We start from the raw sequence: 18,577 nt of genomic DNA, 5'->3' as shown, positions 1-18,577 counted from the left end.
CGGAGCGTTGTGTTTGCTGGCTGACGTTGGCCGAGATCGGTGCAGAAGACCAGCAAGAATCACACTGAATTCACACCATACGGCAGAAAGCCGCGCCAGCTATAGGCCTGACGCGGGTTCAATTCCCGCCAGCCCCCACTCAGGATACCGCCACACTCTGACACCGTCAGGCTGTGGCGGTTTTTTCTTGCCCGGCGCTTTGTGGGTGTCGCGCCCATCGCATCGAAATGGCCTGCGAGTCCCACGTGCTGGTTACTGCACTTGCCGATACGCCATCGAGCGTGGACGTGCCCGGCATGTCCATGCCGACTCCACGCACGTGCATCGAAAACTGTTCTGCCCTCGGTATCACGGCCTGTGGTGCCACTGCGGCATGAGCGCTGCAGTCCTACACCCGCATCGAACAGGGGTTCGCAAACTGATTTTTCCTTGGAAAGGAAATTCATGCAAACCACCAGACCAGCCGGTATTTCAAGCACCGCCAACGCGGTACCGGCCACGACGCGCATCGCCACAGGAACGCAGCCCTGCCAGGTGGCAGTGGCCGACATGCCGGAGGTACAGCCATGGTGAACCAGGTCGACTCCCCGGACGGTAAGCCGCGCAAGGACCCCGGTCGTCCCAGCCCAGAATTGGTCGAAACAGATCCCGCAATGCAGCGCATGCCGCAGAAACGGCCTGCACCGCAAAAGGAGGGGGAAGACGGCGGTGGCATTGCGGATTCCCGCGAGCCGTCAGACCCCCGTCGAAACGGCTAGCCAGACGGCCTTCAGCGCGCCGCCACCCATTCATCCATCCGTCGTCGTCTCTGGAAGAAGTCCTCCCATGAACACCCGCAGCCCTGATGCCTTTCCCTTTCCGACATCTGAAAGCCATCCTTGTCCTCCGCCTGAAGGCACTGCTCCGGCGTTGAGACCTGCGGCCAATCCCGCGCACACGGAGCCTGCCCTCGATCATGGAATAGAGGAGTCGTTTCCTGCCAGTGATCCTTTGTCGATCGCTTTGACGCAGGTCCACGTTCTGCCGACGTCGGATTTGCAATGCCTGCAGCATGGCCACCACGGCCCGCATGCCACTGCACGCTCGGTGATCAGCATAGGGCTGATGGCTGGGACTTTGGCAAGCGTCGCATCGACGATGGTGCTTGCTTGGCGGGGGCGCGGCGGGCCTGGCAAAGCTGGCATGTTGGAGCGGTGGGTCGAGCCGACTGATGGCACTCCAGGCCTTGTGGATGGCGGCTCTCAGCAGGCCATGGCAACGCTTTGTGCGACTTTCGCCGCGGGGCTTGCCGTGGGCTGCGCTGCGGCCCGTCGGGGCCACCGCATCCGTCGGGAAAACCCATAAGAAGGCATTCAGGGCCGGTCCCAGGCCGCGGCAATGACCTTATCGGGGGCATCACCACGGCCGCAGGAGCCTGCCCTGCCCATCAGTCTTCGAGCGTTTTCGGCACACCGCGCGAACGGCCTGCATCACCCACAGGGTCCAGATCTTCTCCCATGCCCAGTTCGGCACCCGTGGTGGGATCCATGTCGGGCTGAGATGCCGTGCGTGCGGCCATCTGCTCCACGGCGGGCGCTTCAAGTTCGTTCAGGGCCACGGTCGCTAGGCCATCGCCGCCATCCACCGCTTCGGCGCCCTGGGGAAGGGGAACGACGTTCCAGCGCTCTCCTTCGTTCCACGCACCCCGCACTTCCGGCTCGCCCTGCGAGGTGCGAAAGTACACGCTGGTGAAGCGCGGATCGCCTGGCAGCTTGCCGGGAGGGAAGTTCGGTTCGATGGCATAGAGTGCTTTTTCAAACGACTTCTGGTGGGCGATCTCTCGCGTCATGAGGAAGGTCAGCGCGTCCTTCACGCCCGGGTCGTCCGTGAGGTTGATGAGGCGCTCATACACGATCTTCGCGCGGGATTCGGCCGCGATGTTCGACCGCAGATCGGCGGTGGGCTCGCCGATGGTGTCGACGTACGCTGCCGTCCAGGGTACGCCTGCCGAGTTGATCAACGCTGGGCCACCCCCGTACAGCACCTGGGTGAGGTGGCTGTCGTTGCCTGCGCCGGTGATGGACCGATAGAGGTCGCCCTCTTTTTCAACGCCTTCCGCCAGTCGGCCCTTGGCGCCCTTGTTGAGCATGCCCACGATGGTTCCGATGATCTCCAGATGGCTCAGCTCTTCGGTCGCGATGTCGAACAGCATGTCCTTGCGGCCCGGATCGTCCTCGCCCAATGCCTGGGTGAAATAGCGGCAGGCTGCGGCGAGTTCGCCCTGGGGTCCGCCAAACTGCTCGAGCAGCAGGTTGGCGAGGCCGGGATTGGTTTCGCTGATTCGTACGGTGTATTGCAGCCGCTTGTTATGAGAAAACATGAATGCTCCTGGTGGGGTTGAGCCAGCGGGTTCACCGACAGGCAACGCCATGTGGCGTCGAAGGAGTCAGGGCAAGCGGTGTGCCGAAGGGCCGGGCAATGGGCCTATGGCCATGCCGGACAGGGCGGCGCAGAGGGTGAAACGCAACCAAACACGGCATGTACCTTGCCTGTTCCCTGGCGCGCCACAACCGAGAGGCCCAGTCCGGTGCGGACGGCGCTGGCAGTACAGGGCCACTACGGCGACGAGGTGCCGCGGCGGATGGGCGATTGCCCGGACCATGCCGCGCGGTAAATTTTGCAGCGGTTTTTTCTGTTCGCTCGCTGGCGCGGTCCGTGGCTTGGGGCCTGTCTAGAGAGTTGAACGGGCCATGGTTGGGGTCACGGCGGCATCGCGCTTGTGGGCGCTGGCGAGGTAGGTGTTCACGATGATCCGCTCGGCCTCGCGATCGATGGGCAGGCCTTCCAGGAAGTCGTCGATGGTGTCGTAGCTCACTCCGAATGCGTCTTCGTCGGGCCGTTGCGGGGCCAGTGTTTCCAGATCAGCCGTGGGCACTTTCATCACCAGATCGCGGGGAGCGCCCAATGCAAAACCCACCGCGCGCACGCGGCGCTTGTTCGGGCCCGCCAGCGGCAGCACATCGGCTGCTCCATCGCCATGCTTGGTGAAGAACCCCATCAGTGCCTCGGCTGCATGATCGGTGCCGATGACCAGCCCGGCGGTGGCGCCGGCCACCGCGTATTGCGCCACCATGCGGGCGCGGGCCTTGATGTTGCCGACCAGAAAGTCTTCCGCCGGGGCATCGCCCAGGTCCACGCCGGCGGCGATCAGCGCTTGCTGCATGGCATCGACCGATGCGCGGATGTCCACGGTGCGCACCTCGTCGGGCGCGATGAAGTCGAGGCACCTGACTGCCTCGGCCTCGTCCCGCTGCTGGCCATACGGCAGCCGCATGGCGATGAAACGGACGCTGTCTCCGGAGGCCCGCAGGCGGGCCACGGCCCGTTGCGCCAGGCAGCCGGCAACCAGCGAATCCACGCCGCCGCTGATCCCGAGCACGTAGGTCTGTCGCCCGGTGCGCGCCAGGTACTGGGCGAGAAAGTCGACACGGCGCTCCAGTTCGACCTCGACATCGAACTCGCGCACCACCGACAGGGATTCCGGAATCTGTGGCTGACTGGGCCTGACGCTCATTGGGGTCGCTCCTCAAAGGTGGATGGCACCGGCGCGAACTTCGCCGGGCCGCAATGGACCATTGGGCGGCCAAGTGGCCGAAGCGGTTGTCGGATGGTGCCGGCATGTCGCTGCCGCCTTGCACGGCAGGAGGCGTGTCAGTGGGTGTGTCAGGGGCGCAAGGCCTGTCAGCCGGCCCAGCCATTCCGGATGCCACCGAAGCACCGTGGATCAAAACGGCTTCCAGCACAATAAGTACTAGGGCATGTCGCTATGAAAAACATAGCGCCTGGTGGTGAACTCAGCGCGGTGCCTTGTCCCGCTGGCGGGCCTCGATCAGCGCGATGAGTTGCTGGACCTCCACGGGCTTGACCATGTGTGCGTCGAACCCCGCTTCGGCGGCGGCGTTCCGGTCGGCTTCCTGGCCCCAGCCGGTCAACGCGATCAGCTGCACGTCCGCGCCGCCCGGCAGGGTGCGCATCTGGCGCGCCACTTCGTGCCCGCTCATGCCCGGCATGCCGATGTCCAGCACCGCCACGTCAGGCATGCCCTCGCGGGCGGCCGCGACCGCCGCGGGGCCGTCGGAACAGGTGCGTACCTCGCAACCGGAAATTTGCAGCAGGGTGGCGATGCTCCAGGCCGCATCGGCGTTGTCGTCGGCCACCAGCACCTTGGGCGCCAGGGCGGAGAGATTGCGCAATGGGGCCGGCAACCCGGGCTCCGGCAACGGCGCAAGGGGCTCCGCCTGCGCCAGCGGCAGGCGCACGGTGAAGGTGCTGCCTTGGCCCTGGCCCGGGCTGGAGCCTTCCACCAGGCCGCCGTGCAATTCCACGATGCTGCGCACGAGCGCCAGCCCGATGCCCAGGCCCCGCGCGCCGGGCAGGTCGGATGTTTCCTGCACGAACATGCCGAACAGGCTATGGATGTTGTCCGCTGCCATGCCGATGCCGTTGTCCGTCACGGCGATCACGGCGGTGCGCTGGTCCACCTGGGCCCGTACCCCGATGTGGCCACCTGGAGGGGTGTATTTGGCGGCGTTGGCCAGCAGGTTGGACAGCACCTGGCTGAGGCGCACCGGGTCCGCATCGAGCACCACCGGCATGTGCGGAAGCACCACCTCCAGCCGGTGCGCGCCGGCTTCGATGGCGGGCCTGGTGGTTTCGATGGCCATGTCCACGACCTCGGACAGCAGGATGCGGCGGCGGTGCAGGGCCAGGCGCCCCAGCCGCAGGCGCGAGACGTCCAGCAGGTCGTCCAGCAGCGTCTTCATGGCGGCGGATTGCCGGTCCAGGATGCTGGACGACTGGGCCCGCTCCTCGCCGTTCAACTGCCCCGACTGCAGCGCCTCTGCGGCATTGCGGATGGAGGCGAGGGGGTTGCGCAGTTCGTGCGACAGCACGGCCAGGAAGCGGTCCTTGGCGGCGTCGGCGGCTTCCAAGGCCGAGTGCGCGGCTTCTTTCTGCCGCAGGGCCTCGACCAGTTCGGCCCGGCTGGTCTCCAGGTCTTCCTGGGCTTGGCGGGCACGGCTCTGGTCGCGCAGGATCTTGACGAAGCCGACCACGGCGCCATCGTCGAGCATCGGCATCAACACCCCGCTGGCCCAGAAGGTGGTGCCATCTTTGCGGCGGTGCAGGCGGTCGTCCATGGCGCGGCCATCGGTCAGCGCCTGGCGCACCTCGATCTGCGGTGCGCCCAGGGCGCGGTCTTCGTCGGTGAAGATGATGTCGGCGGGCTGCCCCAGCACCTCGGCCTCGGGGTAGCCGAGCAGGCGCTCGGCGCCCACGTTCCAGCGGGTCACGCGCATCTGCGGGTCGGTGGAGAAGATGGCGAACTCGACAGCGTTCTCCACGATGAGCCGCAACTGCTCCTCGCTGCGGCTGAGGGCTTCCTCCGCCCGTTTGCGTTCCGTCACGTCGGTGCACATCACCAAGGCAGCGTCCGCACGGCCTTGCACATTCGACAGGCGGCTCACGTTGTTGAAGGTCCAGATCACTGAGCCGTCCTTGCGCAGGCAGCGCTTTTCGACCTGGAACGGCTCGCCGTGGCGGGCGAGTTTCTCGAACAGCCGTGCGCTCTCGGCCCGGTCGTCGGGGTGGACGAGGTCGAGCAGCGACATGCCCACGATGTCGGCCTCGGAATAGCCCAGCAGTTCGCGGTAGCTGCGATTGGTGAATTCGATGCGCCCGTCCAGCGACACCTCCATCACCCCGGCCGTCGCCTGGCTGACGATGAGACTGAATCGGTCCTGCGAGACGCGCAAGGCCTCCTGGCTGTGCTTGCGTTCGGTGATGTCCACGAAGGTGAGCACCACCCCGGCAATGCGGTCGTCCAGCGTGCGGTAGGGCAGGGCCCTGACCAGGAACCACTGGCCGCTGCCCTTGCCGACCTCGCGCTCCATCGGCACCAGCCGCTCCAGGACGCGGCGGGCATCGGAGGTCATCTCCGGGTAGTCCAGGTGGGTTGCCAGATCGGACAGCGGGCGGCCGATGTCGGTGGGAATCAGTTTGAACAGCGTGATCGCCGAGGGGGTGAAGCGGGTGATGCACAGCTCGCGGTCCAGGAACACCGTCGCGATCGCGGTGGCGTCCATCAGGTTGTGCATGTCGCTGTTGGAGTGGCCGAGTTCATCGACCTTGCTCTTGAGCTCGTGGTTGACGGTGGTGAGCTCTTCGTTGATCGACTGCAGTTCTTCTCGGCTGGTTTCGAGTTCCTCGGTGGCCGAGCGCAGCTCTTCGTTCATGGCCTGCAGCTCTTCGTTGCTGGCCTTGAGTTCTTCGGTGGACACCTCGTACTGCTCGACCGTGTCGCGCAGGTGCAGTTTCATGCGCTCCAGTTCTTGCTCCAGGTGCTGCGCCAGTGGCTCGGAGACCGACATGGGCCGCACCGGCATGGGCAGCAGCGGCTGCAGCGCCGACGCGGGCTGGATGATCACCAGATGAAAACCCGGCGCCTCGTGGAACGGGACGATGCGGACCACCAGCACCAGTTCGCTGCCGGCATGGGTGACGGCCACGGGCGGGGTCTCCACGGCCATCTTGCGCTGCGCCGCCTGGTAGAGCGCCGCGCGCACTTCGATGCGCAGGTCCTCGTGGATGGCGCGCAGCAGGTTGCGGCTGGGCTCGCCGCCCTGAAAGCGCAGGAACTCGCCGGCGTTGGGCGACAGGTGCACGATGTCGTGGCCGGCATCGATCAGCACGGAGGGCGGCGCGATCTTCTCCAGCAGCCGGAAATGCAGCTCACCCCAGCTGTGGCTGCGGCCATCGAGGGGCGGCAGATCGCGCGAGGCCGGGGGCGTCGAGGTGAAGGCCGGGCCGGCCAGCACCGGGCCGGACCGCGCGGCGTGCTGCGCCTCCATGGCGAGCGAGACGGTGCCGGGCGCGGAGTGCCCTGGCATGCCCGAGCGCGAGGCGGGGCGGTGGCTGTAGATGCGGTGCTTCTTGTCGAGCACGACAAACAGGGAGCTATTGTCTTCGACGGATTCCGACGAGCCCAGAAACATCAGCCCGCGGGGCTTGAGCGAGAAATGGAAGGTGTCGAACACGCGGTGCTGGGCGTTGCGGTTCAGGTAGATCAGCAGGTTGCGGCAGGTGACGAGGTCGAGCCGCGAGAACGGCGAATCCTTGAGCACGTCATGCACCGCAAACAGCACCATTTCGCGGATTTCGCGGCGAAGCCGGTAGCCGCGGTGCTCCTTCACAAAATACCGGCGCAGCCGTTCTTCCGACACGTCGGCCTCGATGGTCGTTGGGTAGAGCCCCTCGCGGGCGATGCCGATGGCCTCGTCGTCCAGATCGCTGGCGAAGACCTGGATCACCGGCGCCGCATCCACCTTGCGTGCGTATTCACTGAGCAAGATGGCGATGGAGTAGGCCTCCTCGCCCGTGGCGCAGGCGGCCACCCACACACGGAGCGAGTCCCCCGGCCCCTTGCCGGCAAACAGCCCCCCGATGTGCGCCTCCAGCGCACTGAAGCATTCGCCATCGCGAAAGAAGTTGGTCACGCTGATGAGCAGGTCCTGCAGCAGCGCCCCAGCCTCACCGGGCCGCGTGCGCAGGCAATCCAGATAGCCCGGCAGATCGGCGATGCCGTTGACCTGCATGCGCCGGCCGATGCGCCGCAGGATGGTGGCCCGCTTGTAGTAGGCGAAGTCCCGGCCGGTCCGCGTTCGCAGGAAGATCAGCACGTCGCGCAGGGCCGCTTCTGTGGCCATGCCATGGGGAATCGGGTTTTCCATGGGCGGGGGTCCCTTCTCCGAAGGCAGCTTCAGGCGGCGCTCCAGCCGGTAGTACTCCAGCAGCCGGCCGGGCATGGCCGCCGCGGGCAGCGTCCAGTCCACCATGCCGGTGGCCAGCGCCGAGCGGGGCATGCTGCTGTGCTCCGCCTCGTCCGGGTCCTGGGCGATCGTGAGTCCGCCCCGCTCTTTGATGCGCTTGATGCCAATGGCACCGTCGCCATCCATGCCGGACAGCACGATGGCCGTGGCATGCGGACCGTGGGTGTCGGCCAGCATGCGAAAGAACAGGTCCACGGTCACATGGCCATGGCGCGGGCTCGGCAGATCGGCCAGCTGCAGAAAGCCGTCATAGGTGCGCAGCACCTTGCCAGGCGGGATGACGTAGACGGTGTTGACCTGGACCTTGCAGGTCTCGCGCACCTGCATCACTTGCAGGGAGGTGCTGCGCTGCAGGATTTCGGCCAGCTCGCTGTCGTGGTCGGGCGACAGGTGCAGGATGACGACGAAAGCCAGTCCGGGGTCTTCGGGCATGGACTGCAGAAAGGTCTGCAGGGCCGGGATGCTGCCCGCCGAACCACCCAGACCGATCAGCGGCAACATGTGATAGGCCCGCGCCGGCGCCACGCTGTCCAGCGCCTCTCCCACATGCTCTTCGGCTTCGTCGGGGGTGGTCAGCGAGTCATCCATGTTGGCGTCTTTCTAGTGAATGCCGATTATCGATCGTGGGCTTTCGCGTTCGACGGCGTGGTCTGGTGGGCCACGGCGGAAAGCATGCGCGGGGTTCGTTCGATGCCGTATAGGGGTTGGGCTTGCTGGGGGAGCGGCCGCTGCGCGCGGAGACGCGCGTGGACTGCTGGGGCGGGCGATGGCGTGCGCGCCCAGTGTGCCCGGCGCATGGCGGGTTCTGGATTCAGGATGTATGACCGGACAACGGGTTGTACCGGCGTTCAGGCCGCAGGCTTGGAGCCCGGACGATTTGCCGCCCTTGAGAAGGCCAGGCCCGGTGACGGCCACCGTCAGCCGGTCAGGCGCCGTCGCCGTATTCCTTCAGCCGGTTGTACAGCGTCTTCATGCTGATGCCCAGCATGGCGGCGGTCTGCTCGCGCCGCTGCCCGCAGTGGGCGAAGGTGGCGAGGATCAGCGCCCGCTCCACTTCCGCCAGCGAGCTGCCCAGCTGCAGCCGCAGTTCGGTGGAGGCGGCAGCGCCGTCGGCCATCGGTGCCATCTCGCGTTGCTGCGGCGCAAGCGGTGGCAGTGGCTGCGAAGGCACGAGGTCGCGCGGCAACCAGCGCTCGGTCACCGGCCCTTCTTGCGTCATCACGAAGGCGCGCTGCAGCACGTTGCGCAACTCGCGCACGTTGCCGGGCCACCGGTATTCCGCCAGGCGCTCCAGGGCGGCGGCGGTCAGCGTCTTTCGGCCCCCCTCACGTGCTGCGATGTCGTCCAGGAAATGCTGTGCCAGAAGGGGCAGGTCTTCCAGCCGGTCCCGCAGAGGCGGCAGGTGCAGCGGGAACACGTTGAGGCGGTATAGCAGGTCTTCCCGCAACGCGCCATCCACCACGGCCTGGGCCAGGTTGCGGTTGCTGGCAGCCACGATGCGCACATCGGTGTGTCGCGCCTCGGTGGAGCCCACGCGCAGGAACGTGCCGGTCTCCAGCACGCGCAAGAGCTTGACCTGCAGCTCCAGCGGCATCTCGGTGATCTCGTCCAGGAAAAGGGTGCCGCCATTGGCGCGCTCGAAAAACCCCAGGTGCTGTCGGTCCGCCCCCGTGAAGCTGCCCCGCTCGTGGCCAAAGATTTCGCTCTCGATCAGCTGGGGCGAGATCGCGCCGCAGTTCACCGCCAGAAAAGGACCGTCGCGTCGCCGGCTGAGGTCATGGAGGGTGCGGGCAACCAGCTCCTTCCCAGAGCCGCTTTCCCCTGTCACGAACACCGAGACCGAGGTGCCGGCCACGCATGCGATCTGCTCGTACACCTCGCGCATGATGGGCGACCGGCCCAGCAGGTGGCCGAAGCGGCCGGTCGATTCCCACTGCAGGCGCATGTCCTGGATCTCGGCCAGCAGGGTGGAGGGCGAGCGAGCGCGGGAGAGCACGGCACTGAGCCGTTGCGTATCCACCGGCTTGATAAGGTAATCCGCAGCGCCCAGGCGAAGGGCCTGGATCGATGTGTCCAGGCTGGCGTGGCCAGTGATCAGCACCACTTCCGAATAGGAGAGCAGTTCGGCCTCCTCGCACAGGGACAGCCCATTGCCGTCGGGCAACTGCAGGTCGAGCAGCACGATGTCGGGGCGCTGCAGGGCAATCTGACGGCGCGCATCCCGGAGCGAAGACGCCGTGGCTGCCGTGAATCCGCCAGTGTGCAACAAGCTCGCGAGCATGCGCGCGGAGTCGGCATCGTCTTCCACTACCAGGGCATGGGCCATGCAAATCTCCCCGAGTAAGAATTTGAAAAAGAGGAATTATTTGCAGCGATCGCTGCCATGGGTGTAAACGAACGTACAGCGGTCAACCGCTTTCGCGTTCCAGCGCGTCCGTCAGCACCTGGGGCCACTGGCCCCAGGCGGCCCATGCGTCAAAGCCTGCGCGCCGGGCGCCGGCTGCATCCAACGCCTCTTCCTGCGCACAAGGCATGGCGGCTGCCACGGCCACCATGCGGCCGGCATACCCGGTCTCCCGCGCGGCGGCTGCAAACGCGCGCGCCTCTTTGGCAGGCTGAGCATTTGCAAGAACCAGATCGGGCACGTGCTGCAGCAACAGGTCCAGCGCCGGCTGGGTCGCCCCGCCGTCCAGCACGGTATATCCCTGGCGCTCCAGAGTTCGCACTGCTTTCTGGCGATCTTGCGCGCCGTGCAGTGCGACAAGCACCTTCAGGCGCCGCAGTCGGGCTGGCGGTGGTGGCGTTTCTGCGAGGCAGGGCAGCGCGAGATACTGCAGCGGTCCATCGGAGTGCGATGGAGTGCGTCCCCCATGCAGTGCAATGACATGGTCGGCAAGAAGGTCTGCCAAGGTGGCAGGTGCGCCGACCCGCACATGCAGAGCCAGCAGGCATGCGGCTCCCGAGGGCCGCTCCATGTGGTCGTTCGGCAGGCCGCGAACTTCCACGCGCACCTCGCCCCCTTGCCTGAACACGTTCAAGTCCATGCGCATGCCCGGCGCCGCCGCTTTGCACGCCCGGCAAAGCATCTGATCCATCGCCCGGCGCATCAGGCGAGGATCTGCCATGACCCGCAGGTCCGCAGCGATCTGCTGGGTGCAGGCATAGCCTTTGTTGGAGTTCACCAATGCCTCCCAGGCCTGCCGCACCAGACCCGAGAAGTCCAGCGGCACACGCCGCAGTTCCATGCGCCCCTCGCGCGCCGCCAGCACGTCCTGCAGGTCTTCCAGCAGCGAAGACAGATGCCGTGTCTGCCGAGCGGCCACCGCGCACGCTTCGCTCTGGATGGGCATTGGATGGGGGGCGAGCGCAATCACCTCCAGCGCTGCGGACAGTGCGCCCAGCGGGGTGCGCAATTCATGCCCCACACCAGCCATGGAAAGCCACGGCGGCGCTGCAACGGGGACCTCTGCGGCGGGGTGAGGCGCTGCTGTCGGGATGGGTGTGGAGGTGTCATTCATGATGGGCGAGGGCGCTCCGCTCGTGATGGTGTTGCCGGGTGCCAGTGCCGCAGCATGCCGCGTGCCAGTCAGCGCCGGTAAAAACCGGACCAAGCAACGAACCCGTGGGCGAAACCGGCAGGAATTGCGGCAATCTCTACCGGTTGAGCAACATGCCTGCATTGAAGGATAGCGCCAAGTGCTCGTTTTCGAGGCTGGGTGAGCTCTTTCCAAGCCATGCGTTGTTTGGCATATGCCTTGCTTTGTTGCATGGGATGCTCCCCAACCCATGGACCTTCGATGAGCCAGCTTAGTCTGAGCACTTCCGCAGCACTCACCCAGAATGCTTCGCCCCGCTTGCAGCATGCCGTGCGCCTGCTGCAGATGTCCTCACAGGATTTCGCACGCGCGGTGAGGGAGGCGGTGGAGAGCAATCCGCTGCTGGAAGTCGAGGATGGCGATGCGCAGCGGGATATGCAGGCGGTGCCGCACGCGCCGCCGAGCGACTGGAGTCCGTCATCTGGCAGCGGCCGGATCCCGTCTGCCGACAGCGATGGGGAGAGGGCCTGGGAGCGTTCAGCAGCGCCCATTTCATTGCGAGCCCATTTGCATGGGCAACTGGACCTGCTTCGTCTGCCGGAGCGGGATCTGCTGTTGGCAAAGGCGGTCATCGAATCGCTGGACGACGATGGCTACCTGCGCGGCGGGCTTGAAGAGATCGAGCAGGCGGTGCACACCATGGCCCTGTCTCCGGAGCCGGATGGGCAGGAAATCCGCATGGCGTGGCGCCGGGTCCAGGGGCTGGATCCAGCAGGCGTTGCCGCCGTGGACCTGCAGCATTGCCTGCTATTGCAATTGCACACGATGGAGTGCGTGACGACCCGGGATCTGGTGCGTCGTGCCATTGAAGGCCACCTGAAAGCCGTGGCGTTGCGCGATCCCACACGGCTGTCCGAGGCGCTGGGGGTGTCGCGCGAGGCTGCAGCAGCGGCTTGCGCGAAGATTCGCGCGCTCAACCCCAGTCCTTGCCGCGCCTTCCTGCAAGACGATGTGCCGCTGGCGGTGCCTGACATCGTGGCGGTGAGGGGCGGGAGAGGTTGGCAAATGGTTCTCAACGATGCTGTGATGCCTCGCCTTCGGGTGCATTCCGCCTATGCGCGGATGTTTCAGCAGCGCAAGCGCCATGGTGAGAGTGCGGCGTTGAGCGCCTGCCTGCAGGAAGCGCGTTGGTTGGTGGGTAACGTGGCGCAGCGCTTTGCCACCATCCTGGCGGTGGCGCGAGCCATCGGGCGGCACCAGCAGGCGTTTTTCGAGCATGGCCCGTTGGCGCTCAAACCACTGAAGCTGCAGCAAATCGCGCAGGAAGTGGGGGTGCACGAATCCACCGTGTCCCGTGTCACCAACAACAAGTTCTTGGCGACCCCGTTCGGCTTGCATGAACTCAAGTATTTTTTCTCGCGCGGCTTGTCTACGCGCAATGGCACCACCTGCGCTCCTGCGGCCGTCAAGGAGCTGGTGTCGGAGTTGATTGCGGCCGAGTCGCCCTTACATGCTTTGTCCGATGCGGCGATTGCCGGCCTGCTGGCGCAGCAGGGGTTTTCGGTCGCCCGGCGCACGGTCACCAAGTACCGGCAGGCGCTTCGCATTTCGGCGGCGCCGGAACGTCACAGGAACGTTTGAACCAACGGTTTGCACCTCAGGGTGAAGACCAATTCACCAAAGATCAATCATGGCTTTCGCCTGGGCTTCCATTGACGGATTGACCTTGTTTTCCCGCACGTTGGCGGTGGATGGTCATTGGTGTGGGCTGGTCGATGTGCTGCAGGGCATGCAGCCCCGGATCACGACTGTGGCCTGTGCGCAAATGCGGTTCAGTGCAGCGCAAGCGGATTGCGATGCGATTGACCTGGTGCAGACGCTTTATGCGGGTACCGCTCGCCGCAGGCATGCGAGGCAAGAGGCTGCGCGTTGTGTCAAGCGAGCAATCCAGGCAGACGTGGACCGGTAGCTGCGCAAGGGGGCCTGCAGGTGCCGGGCATGTCGATTGCCTCTGCCGTGCCAAGCCTGGTTTGACCGCCAGGCCTGGGCCGCTCCCCTCCACGGGAGCACATTGAAGGAGTATCGAAATGGCCAACCAAGGCAATCCATCCAGTAGCAATCGTGGCTTCGCCGCCATGGATGCGGCAAAGCAACGTGAAATTTCAAGCAAGGGTGGGCAGGCGGCGCATCAAAAGGGCACGGCGCATCAGTTCACCTCCGAAGAAGCCCGCGCCGCTGGCGCCAAGAGCCATAGTCGCCGCAATTCGAATACTGGCGGTGCCAAAGCCGGTGCGTCAGCCGATGCGGAGGCCACTCTGTCGGACAGCACTTCCAGCACGAAACCCAACGGAGCGACTCGCGCGCCGCAGGGCGCAGGTCGCGATTCAGGCCCCCAAAGCCGTTGAATCCAGCGCCGGGGTGCAGACGATTTGTTCGGGGTCTACCGCTGAAAACAGATGGGTGGCACATCGATTGCCGTTGGAAGCGCTGCACGTGTCGAACCCGCATTCCTGCGCAAGCCCAGGCATTCGTTCCGTCGGCTGTCCAGGAGGGTAGGACGCGCCATAAATCCTATCCCATGAGGCAATCCATGAGCACCAACTACCCCACGCGCGCCCCGCGCCACCGCGGGCTCTTTCAGCAATTTTCGCCGCTCCATCTCGCGCCTGAGTGGGAGCAGTACAGCGTCATCAAAGCGCGGGGAGTGCGCACCATTGCCCTCGGCGGGCATGCCCCCTATGCCACTTCTGGCTGGGTGGTCGAGCAGGCAGTGGGTTGCATCGAGCTTATCGGCGCCAAGGTGGCAGGTCTGGGGCAGATGCTGCTGATCGGGTTCACCCTCGGCGAACCTGCGGCTCCTGCGGGCTTTGAAGTCACGACAACCGACGCCATCGGCACATTGATCTTGCCGGCCCACTGCTTTGCCGCCTGCGTGGCGATTGCGACCGGTCAGAACGCGCACTTTCGCATCGGCGGAGACGGACAGTTGAATGCGATCGGCAGCGACCCTTCGTTGCTGCAGATGCCATCACCCCTGTAAGTCTTTGCGGTCCACCGCTGTCTCAGGGCAATGGTCGCTCCAGCGGTCAGGCCGCCCAGCCTTCGTTGATGAAGAGCCGGGTGGCCAGCAACCCTGTCGAAGTCCAATGCGTCGCGGGAGACAGCGCGGCGCTGAGGAACTGTCGGCGCTGCTCTCCTTCCAGTGACTGGAGTTGTTCATTGAATTGATTCAGTTCGGGGTCCAGTACAGGCTCTGCGCTGGCCGCGAAAGGGCCCGCCGAGCGGTGGCGTGCCAGGGCTCTGAACGAGGGCAGTCTGCGCGTCTGGTTGGCCGAGGCGGGCTGGGCATAGTCCTGTCCGTCGCGGCTGTCCTCGCCACGAATCCAGTCGTGGATCACCTGCAACTCATATCCCGTGAAAACGCCGAACATTTCCGCGCGTTCTCCTTGAAGCAGGTTCCAGAATCGGCTTTGCGCCACCGGCGCGCCGAGTCGGATCCACCCGCCGTCCACCAGCGCGTCGAGCAATGCATCGATGTTGCCCTGGGGCCCCAGCCAATCGTTGACGGTGCGCCCGCCAATGCGGCAATAGTCGGAGTGCATGCCTGCACCGGCCGGTGCCTTTCTTTCGAAGATTTTTACCACTTCGGCCCTGGCGTCAAAAGATGTGATGACCTCCTGCGTGCCACGCCCGGCGTCTGCGAGCTTGCTCCCGGCGCGAACGCGCTGCCAAAACTGCTCGCGGTCTGCCTGCACTTCCATCATCTGAAGCACTGCTTCGCAAGCTTGCCATGCATGGCCGCTGTCGCCGTTATCGACCGTGACGTGAAGCGTGAAGTAGTAGGGGTCGATCCCAAGCTCGTTGAGCTCGTACGCCGTGATCAGCAGGTGCAGCGGCAACTGTTCATAGCCCAGGTTGAAGCCGATGACCTCCGGCAGGAAATGCTCGGCATTCCATCCCAGGGCCAATTGCACCGCGCCCTGCAGATAGTTGGCATCGTCCAGTTGCAGGTCTTGCTGAAGGCCGTGCCGGCGCATCAATTGGCGATAGAGCGTGACGTGGTTCTTGTGCGGCACGCCGTCTCCGAGTTCTTCGAGGTAGGTCTGGAGCAGGGGTCGCAGCCGTTCAGTCGATGAATGCTGCGCCAGACCGTAGAGCCAGGACCCGTCCACCAGCTTGGTGGGCGCCACCGATGCCAGAAAGTTGAGCGCATGGGCGCGGTTGTGAAAATACTGGCGCTCGCCGCCTGCGCGCCGCCCATCCAGGTAGGCTTGATAGCGCTGCGCCACAGACTGGGCGTTTGCGTGGGCCCACGCATGCAGGTCCTCGGGTGCTTCGCACAATGCGCTGGGGACGTCTTTGCTATCGTCCATCAGCCGCTGCAGCCACTGGGCGGCGTGCTGGCGGGTTTGCAGCGTGGGGGACGGCGTGAGCAGCGCTTCGTAGAGACGACGATAGGGGCCGGCGGCATTCGGGCGCTGCGCATCGTCAGCGCGAGGTGCTTGGCTGCCATGGTGGTCGACGGAGGGAAGAATTTTTTGTGCAAGCATCGTTGGCGATGGGCTGGAGGAGTGGACCCATGCTGCGATGCTGGAAAGAAGGCAGAAACCACCAGATGGCGCGAACCCCGGTCGGCAAGGTCCTACGCCGCCGATGGCTTCCCCTGCAGCCAGCCCCACGAGCGCAGTTGCTGCAATTCGCCCCCGTGCAGCCGCGGGCCAATGTCGCTACGGTACCGCAGATTGGGCACGATCACTTGGCGAACGCAATCCAGCGCGGCCAGGTTGGCGGCATGCACTGTTGCGCCCACGCCCGTGGCAACGCCCAGGTAGCCGCATGAGCCACTCGCCACCAGCTGTCCCTGATGCAGAGCCACCTCTGAAAAATGCAGGCTGTCTCGCTGTGCCTGCGTGATGGAGGGATCCAGGAACACCGGCAAACCCTTGGACAGTTCCGCATACCCATGCCGGTAGGGAAACGGCGGGACTGTAAGAACCACGCCGCAGGCAAAACCCTTTTTCGTACCGAAGTCCAACGTGTCGCGGCGCAGCATTCGGCGAAAGATGGCGTCCCACGGATCATCGTGAAGCGCTTCGCAAATCGCGAAACCCGGGTAGCCGAACCGGCAAGTGAATTCGAGGGGCCACAGCCCGTTTTCGTTGGCGATGAGGTTCACGTTGATGTAGCCACAGTAACCGCCATCCCGCAGCATGGACAGCAGGGGACGCAGGACGGTGTCGTACAGGCGCGCGCTTTCGTGGTAGCTCACGATGGTGCCCATCTCTCCGGTGAGCTCGCCCAGGTCGCCCGGGAAAAACCGCTTGTGCTCGAAATCGACACACACGGGCGACAGAAAGTCATGGCCGTTGAAATACCCGCCGACCCCGATCTCGATCCCATCGATGAACTCCATCAAGATGAAGTCCGGTGCCTCGGCCTGGTCCACTCGGGTTTTGCCCGCGTGCATGGCCAGCAGGGCGCGCACGTCGGCGCCGTTGCTGGACTGGCCGACGTAGTTGCTCGTGCGCTCGCCGGAGGCCCCGTTGAACTTGAGTACATAACGTGCGGGATGGTCATCAAGGAACACCATCGCTTCGCCATAGTCGGTGAAACGGTGGCAGCCCGCTACCTGCAGTCCCGCGGCCTGCAAGGCACTCTGCCCGAAGGCGCGGTCCGCCTCCAGTCGATCGCCGAGGGCGCTGCCGCCGATGACCTGAAAGCCTTCCGCACGCAATGCATCCTGCAATTCGCCCTGGGTCGCGGATTCGAAGAGGATCACGCCTTCGTTTCCAGCCGCCTTGATCCATCCCAGTTCGCTTTCCCATCCTTCGACCCGCTGCAGGATGCCCTGAAAGACGTCGTGGCACGCAGGGTCTTCAATCACGACCCGCACCTCGTGGCCGCGGTGCTGGAGGCCGCCATACATGGCCGCCAGGTCGTTGGTCTGCCCAATGCCCAGAAATCTCATGCAGCCCGCCTTTGCACCACCACGCCGACGGCCGCGATCCGATCCGCCTTGGCATAGGCCGGCCCTTCCAGTTCCTCTCCGAAGACATCGGGGTCCAGTTCTTCATAGTGCACCGCACAGTCGTGGGCCGCGGCGTAGGCGACAACGGAGTCGCGCAAAGCACCGCGTCCTTCGACGATGGTCGAGCCGGTGTAGAGTAGCAGGCGGCCGGTGGGCGTCAAGCGATCGAGGCTCTCTTTCAAAATGCGCTCGGAAAGGGCTTCTCCAAACTGTCCGCCTCCGTGCCGGTACGTGCGGTTGGCATCGTCAACCAAGTAGGGCGGGTTGGAGACGATGAGATCGAACCTGCCAGCGACCTCGGAGAAGAGGTCACTTTGAACGCACTGCGCATAGGGGTAGCCGGCGACTGCTGCATTGGCTTTCGCGTGCAAGAGCGCGCTGGGATTGATGTCCACCAGGACGATCTCGCATCCGTTGGGCTGCGCCTGCCACGCCCTCGCCGCGACGAGTCCTCCCGGCCCGGCGCCGCACCCCACATCGGCAATGCGTGGCGATTCCGGCTGCGGCTGCATTCGCAACTGATGGCGGATGAAACTCGCAAACCGGTAGGTGTCCGGCCCGAAGAAAACGGCATCCTCTTGCGCCGTCGGAAAGGCGGAGTGGGCAAAGAGGAATCCATCGAGCGAACTGAACCGAACGTTGCTTTGCAGCAGCCCATTTGGGGCGGACTGCAGCCAGCCATCGTCCAGCAGAGCAGTTGATAGATCTGGGGGAAGCTGGTCTTTTGGAAAAGGTCGGTTCCATCCAAATGCGTCACGCAGGTCCGAAGCCTCAGGGACGTGCGGCCTTGCAAGCACTCTCTGGTGCGTGAGCGGCGTTACCGTGACGAACCGGTAGCCCATGACCGTGAGCCACTGCCCGAGCCGCTGAAGACTGTGTTGGGCAGAATGCGTGGTGGATGCTTTCATCGGATTTGGCAAGCGGCATTGCAAGGAGAGGGGGCGAGCGGCGAGGGGGGCGGGCGCCGCAGGATGCCAACCGCTGCGATCTTTCAGGGGGCCTCGGCCGTCGTGGTGTAGGACAAAAGAGCCTGCTCGCTGACGATCGTTGCATCGCCGGATCCGGTTTGCGGGGGCTGAATGGGCCGCGGAAGTCGGGATGCTCTTTCAGTGAGGCTACAATTGGAGGCTTTCCCGCAAAAACGTCGC

At 65.0% G+C, this 18,577-nt stretch carries 15 protein-coding genes; 5 read left to right on the top strand and 10 right to left on the bottom strand.

Going from position 1 to position 18,577, the window contains the following annotated elements:
• Positions 1-59: 59 nt before the first annotated feature.
• On the bottom strand, positions 60-551 hold the full coding sequence (locus tag AVME950_RS02140) for a hypothetical protein (RefSeq protein ID WP_284428570.1): 492 nt from the start codon (positions 549-551) through the stop codon (positions 60-62).
• 274 nt (positions 552-825) lie between these two features.
• On the opposite strand from AVME950_RS02140, the gene AVME950_RS02135 reads away from it, so the two are divergent.
• Positions 826-1,344, top strand: a complete 519-nt coding sequence (locus tag AVME950_RS02135; protein ID WP_284428569.1) for a hypothetical protein — start codon at positions 826-828, stop codon at positions 1,342-1,344.
• A gap of 82 nt (positions 1,345-1,426) precedes the next feature.
• Here the strand turns inward: AVME950_RS02135 and AVME950_RS02130 are convergent, their stop codons facing one another.
• The 6 genes from AVME950_RS02130 to AVME950_RS02105 form a co-directional block, all read right to left on the bottom strand.
• Entirely contained in the window at positions 1,427-2,359 is a 933-nt protein-coding gene (locus AVME950_RS02130; RefSeq protein ID WP_284429552.1) for a manganese catalase family protein, read from the bottom strand.
• Between the two features lie 351 nt (positions 2,360-2,710).
• Positions 2,711-3,553 carry an NAD(+) synthase gene (gene nadE, locus AVME950_RS02125; RefSeq protein ID WP_284428568.1) on the bottom strand — a complete coding sequence of 281 codons (843 nt, stop codon included), beginning with the start codon at positions 3,551-3,553 and terminating at the stop codon, positions 2,711-2,713.
• A 280-nt stretch (positions 3,554-3,833) separates the two neighbouring features.
• A complete protein-coding gene (locus AVME950_RS02120; protein ID WP_284428567.1) occupies positions 3,834-8,453 on the bottom strand; it encodes a PAS domain S-box protein in 4,620 nt (1,539 codons plus the stop codon).
• Between the two features lie 337 nt (positions 8,454-8,790).
• Positions 8,791-10,191, bottom strand: coding sequence for a sigma-54-dependent transcriptional regulator (locus AVME950_RS02115; protein ID WP_284428566.1), 1,401 nt, complete (start codon positions 10,189-10,191; stop codon positions 8,791-8,793).
• 82 nt (positions 10,192-10,273) lie between these two features.
• Positions 10,274-11,383 carry a sensor histidine kinase gene (locus tag AVME950_RS02110; RefSeq protein ID WP_284428565.1) on the bottom strand — a complete coding sequence of 370 codons (1,110 nt, stop codon included), beginning with the start codon at positions 11,381-11,383 and terminating at the stop codon, positions 10,274-10,276.
• A 68-nt stretch (positions 11,384-11,451) separates the two neighbouring features.
• Positions 11,452-11,634 (bottom strand): hypothetical protein, encoded by a 183-nt coding sequence (locus AVME950_RS02105; protein WP_284428564.1) that lies wholly within the window; start codon positions 11,632-11,634, stop codon positions 11,452-11,454.
• Between the two features lie 28 nt (positions 11,635-11,662).
• On the opposite strand from AVME950_RS02105, the gene rpoN reads away from it, so the two are divergent.
• The 4 genes from rpoN (at position 11,663) to AVME950_RS02085 (ending at position 14,441) form a co-directional block, all read left to right on the top strand.
• Entirely contained in the window at positions 11,663-13,042 is a 1,380-nt protein-coding gene (gene rpoN, locus AVME950_RS02100) for an RNA polymerase factor sigma-54 (RefSeq protein WP_284428563.1), read from the top strand.
• A gap of 49 nt (positions 13,043-13,091) precedes the next feature.
• Complete coding sequence (locus AVME950_RS02095; RefSeq protein ID WP_284428562.1) at positions 13,092-13,370, top strand: hypothetical protein; 279 nt, start codon at positions 13,092-13,094, stop codon at positions 13,368-13,370.
• Positions 13,371-13,488: 118 nt separating this feature from the next.
• The gene (locus AVME950_RS02090) at positions 13,489-13,806 is read left to right on the top strand and encodes a KGG domain-containing protein (protein WP_284428561.1); all 318 of its coding nucleotides are present in this window, start codon (positions 13,489-13,491) and stop codon (positions 13,804-13,806) included.
• A 185-nt stretch (positions 13,807-13,991) separates the two neighbouring features.
• Positions 13,992-14,441: a hypothetical protein gene (locus tag AVME950_RS02085; protein WP_284428560.1), complete on the top strand. Its 450-nt coding sequence runs from the start codon at positions 13,992-13,994 to the stop codon at positions 14,439-14,441.
• 46 nt (positions 14,442-14,487) lie between these two features.
• On the opposite strand, the gene AVME950_RS02080 is transcribed toward AVME950_RS02085, so the two are convergent.
• The 3 genes from AVME950_RS02080 to AVME950_RS02070 form a co-directional block, all read right to left on the bottom strand.
• A complete protein-coding gene (locus tag AVME950_RS02080; RefSeq protein WP_284428559.1) occupies positions 14,488-15,951 on the bottom strand; it encodes an iron-containing redox enzyme family protein in 1,464 nt (487 codons plus the stop codon).
• Positions 15,952-16,043: 92 nt separating this feature from the next.
• On the bottom strand, positions 16,044-17,369 hold the full coding sequence (locus AVME950_RS02075; RefSeq protein ID WP_284428558.1) for a phosphoribosylamine--glycine ligase: 1,326 nt from the start codon (positions 17,367-17,369) through the stop codon (positions 16,044-16,046).
• Positions 17,366-18,337, bottom strand: coding sequence for a methyltransferase (locus AVME950_RS02070; RefSeq protein WP_284428557.1), 972 nt, complete (start codon positions 18,335-18,337; stop codon positions 17,366-17,368). Before AVME950_RS02070 ends, AVME950_RS02075 begins: the two co-directional genes overlap by 4 nt.
• Between the last annotated feature and the right edge of the window lie 240 nt (positions 18,338-18,577).

Source organism: Acidovorax sp. SUPP950 (genome assembly GCF_030158935.1).
GTDB lineage: Bacteria > Pseudomonadota > Gammaproteobacteria > Burkholderiales > Burkholderiaceae_C > Paracidovorax.
This window is presented reverse-complemented; position numbering and strand designations above follow the sequence as displayed.

Coding starts and splice junctions, on each gene's coding strand:
- AVME950_RS02090 (WP_284428561.1), top strand. CDS start 13,489: ATGGCCAACCAAGGCAATCCATCCAGTAGCAATCGTGGCTTCGCCGCC.
- AVME950_RS02095 (WP_284428562.1), top strand. CDS start 13,092: ATGGCTTTCGCCTGGGCTTCCATTGACGGATTGACCTTGTTTTCCCGC.
- AVME950_RS02070 (WP_284428557.1), bottom strand. CDS start 18,337: ATGAAAGCATCCACCACGCATTCTGCCCAACACAGTCTTCAGCGGCTC.
- AVME950_RS02080 (WP_284428559.1), bottom strand. CDS start 15,951: ATGCTTGCACAAAAAATTCTTCCCTCCGTCGACCACCATGGCAGCCAA.
- AVME950_RS02085 (WP_284428560.1), top strand. CDS start 13,992: ATGAGCACCAACTACCCCACGCGCGCCCCGCGCCACCGCGGGCTCTTT.
- AVME950_RS02130 (WP_284429552.1), bottom strand. CDS start 2,359: ATGTTTTCTCATAACAAGCGGCTGCAATACACCGTACGAATCAGCGAA.
- AVME950_RS02115 (WP_284428566.1), bottom strand. CDS start 10,191: ATGGCCCATGCCCTGGTAGTGGAAGACGATGCCGACTCCGCGCGCATG.
- nadE (WP_284428568.1), bottom strand. CDS start 3,553: ATGAGCGTCAGGCCCAGTCAGCCACAGATTCCGGAATCCCTGTCGGTG.
- rpoN (WP_284428563.1), top strand. CDS start 11,663: ATGAGCCAGCTTAGTCTGAGCACTTCCGCAGCACTCACCCAGAATGCT.
- AVME950_RS02105 (WP_284428564.1), bottom strand. CDS start 11,634: ATGCAACAAAGCAAGGCATATGCCAAACAACGCATGGCTTGGAAAGAG.
- AVME950_RS02135 (WP_284428569.1), top strand. CDS start 826: ATGAACACCCGCAGCCCTGATGCCTTTCCCTTTCCGACATCTGAAAGC.
- AVME950_RS02075 (WP_284428558.1), bottom strand. CDS start 17,369: ATGAGATTTCTGGGCATTGGGCAGACCAACGACCTGGCGGCCATGTAT.
- AVME950_RS02120 (WP_284428567.1), bottom strand. CDS start 8,453: ATGGATGACTCGCTGACCACCCCCGACGAAGCCGAAGAGCATGTGGGA.
- AVME950_RS02110 (WP_284428565.1), bottom strand. CDS start 11,383: ATGAATGACACCTCCACACCCATCCCGACAGCAGCGCCTCACCCCGCC.
- AVME950_RS02140 (WP_284428570.1), bottom strand. CDS start 551: ATGTCGGCCACTGCCACCTGGCAGGGCTGCGTTCCTGTGGCGATGCGC.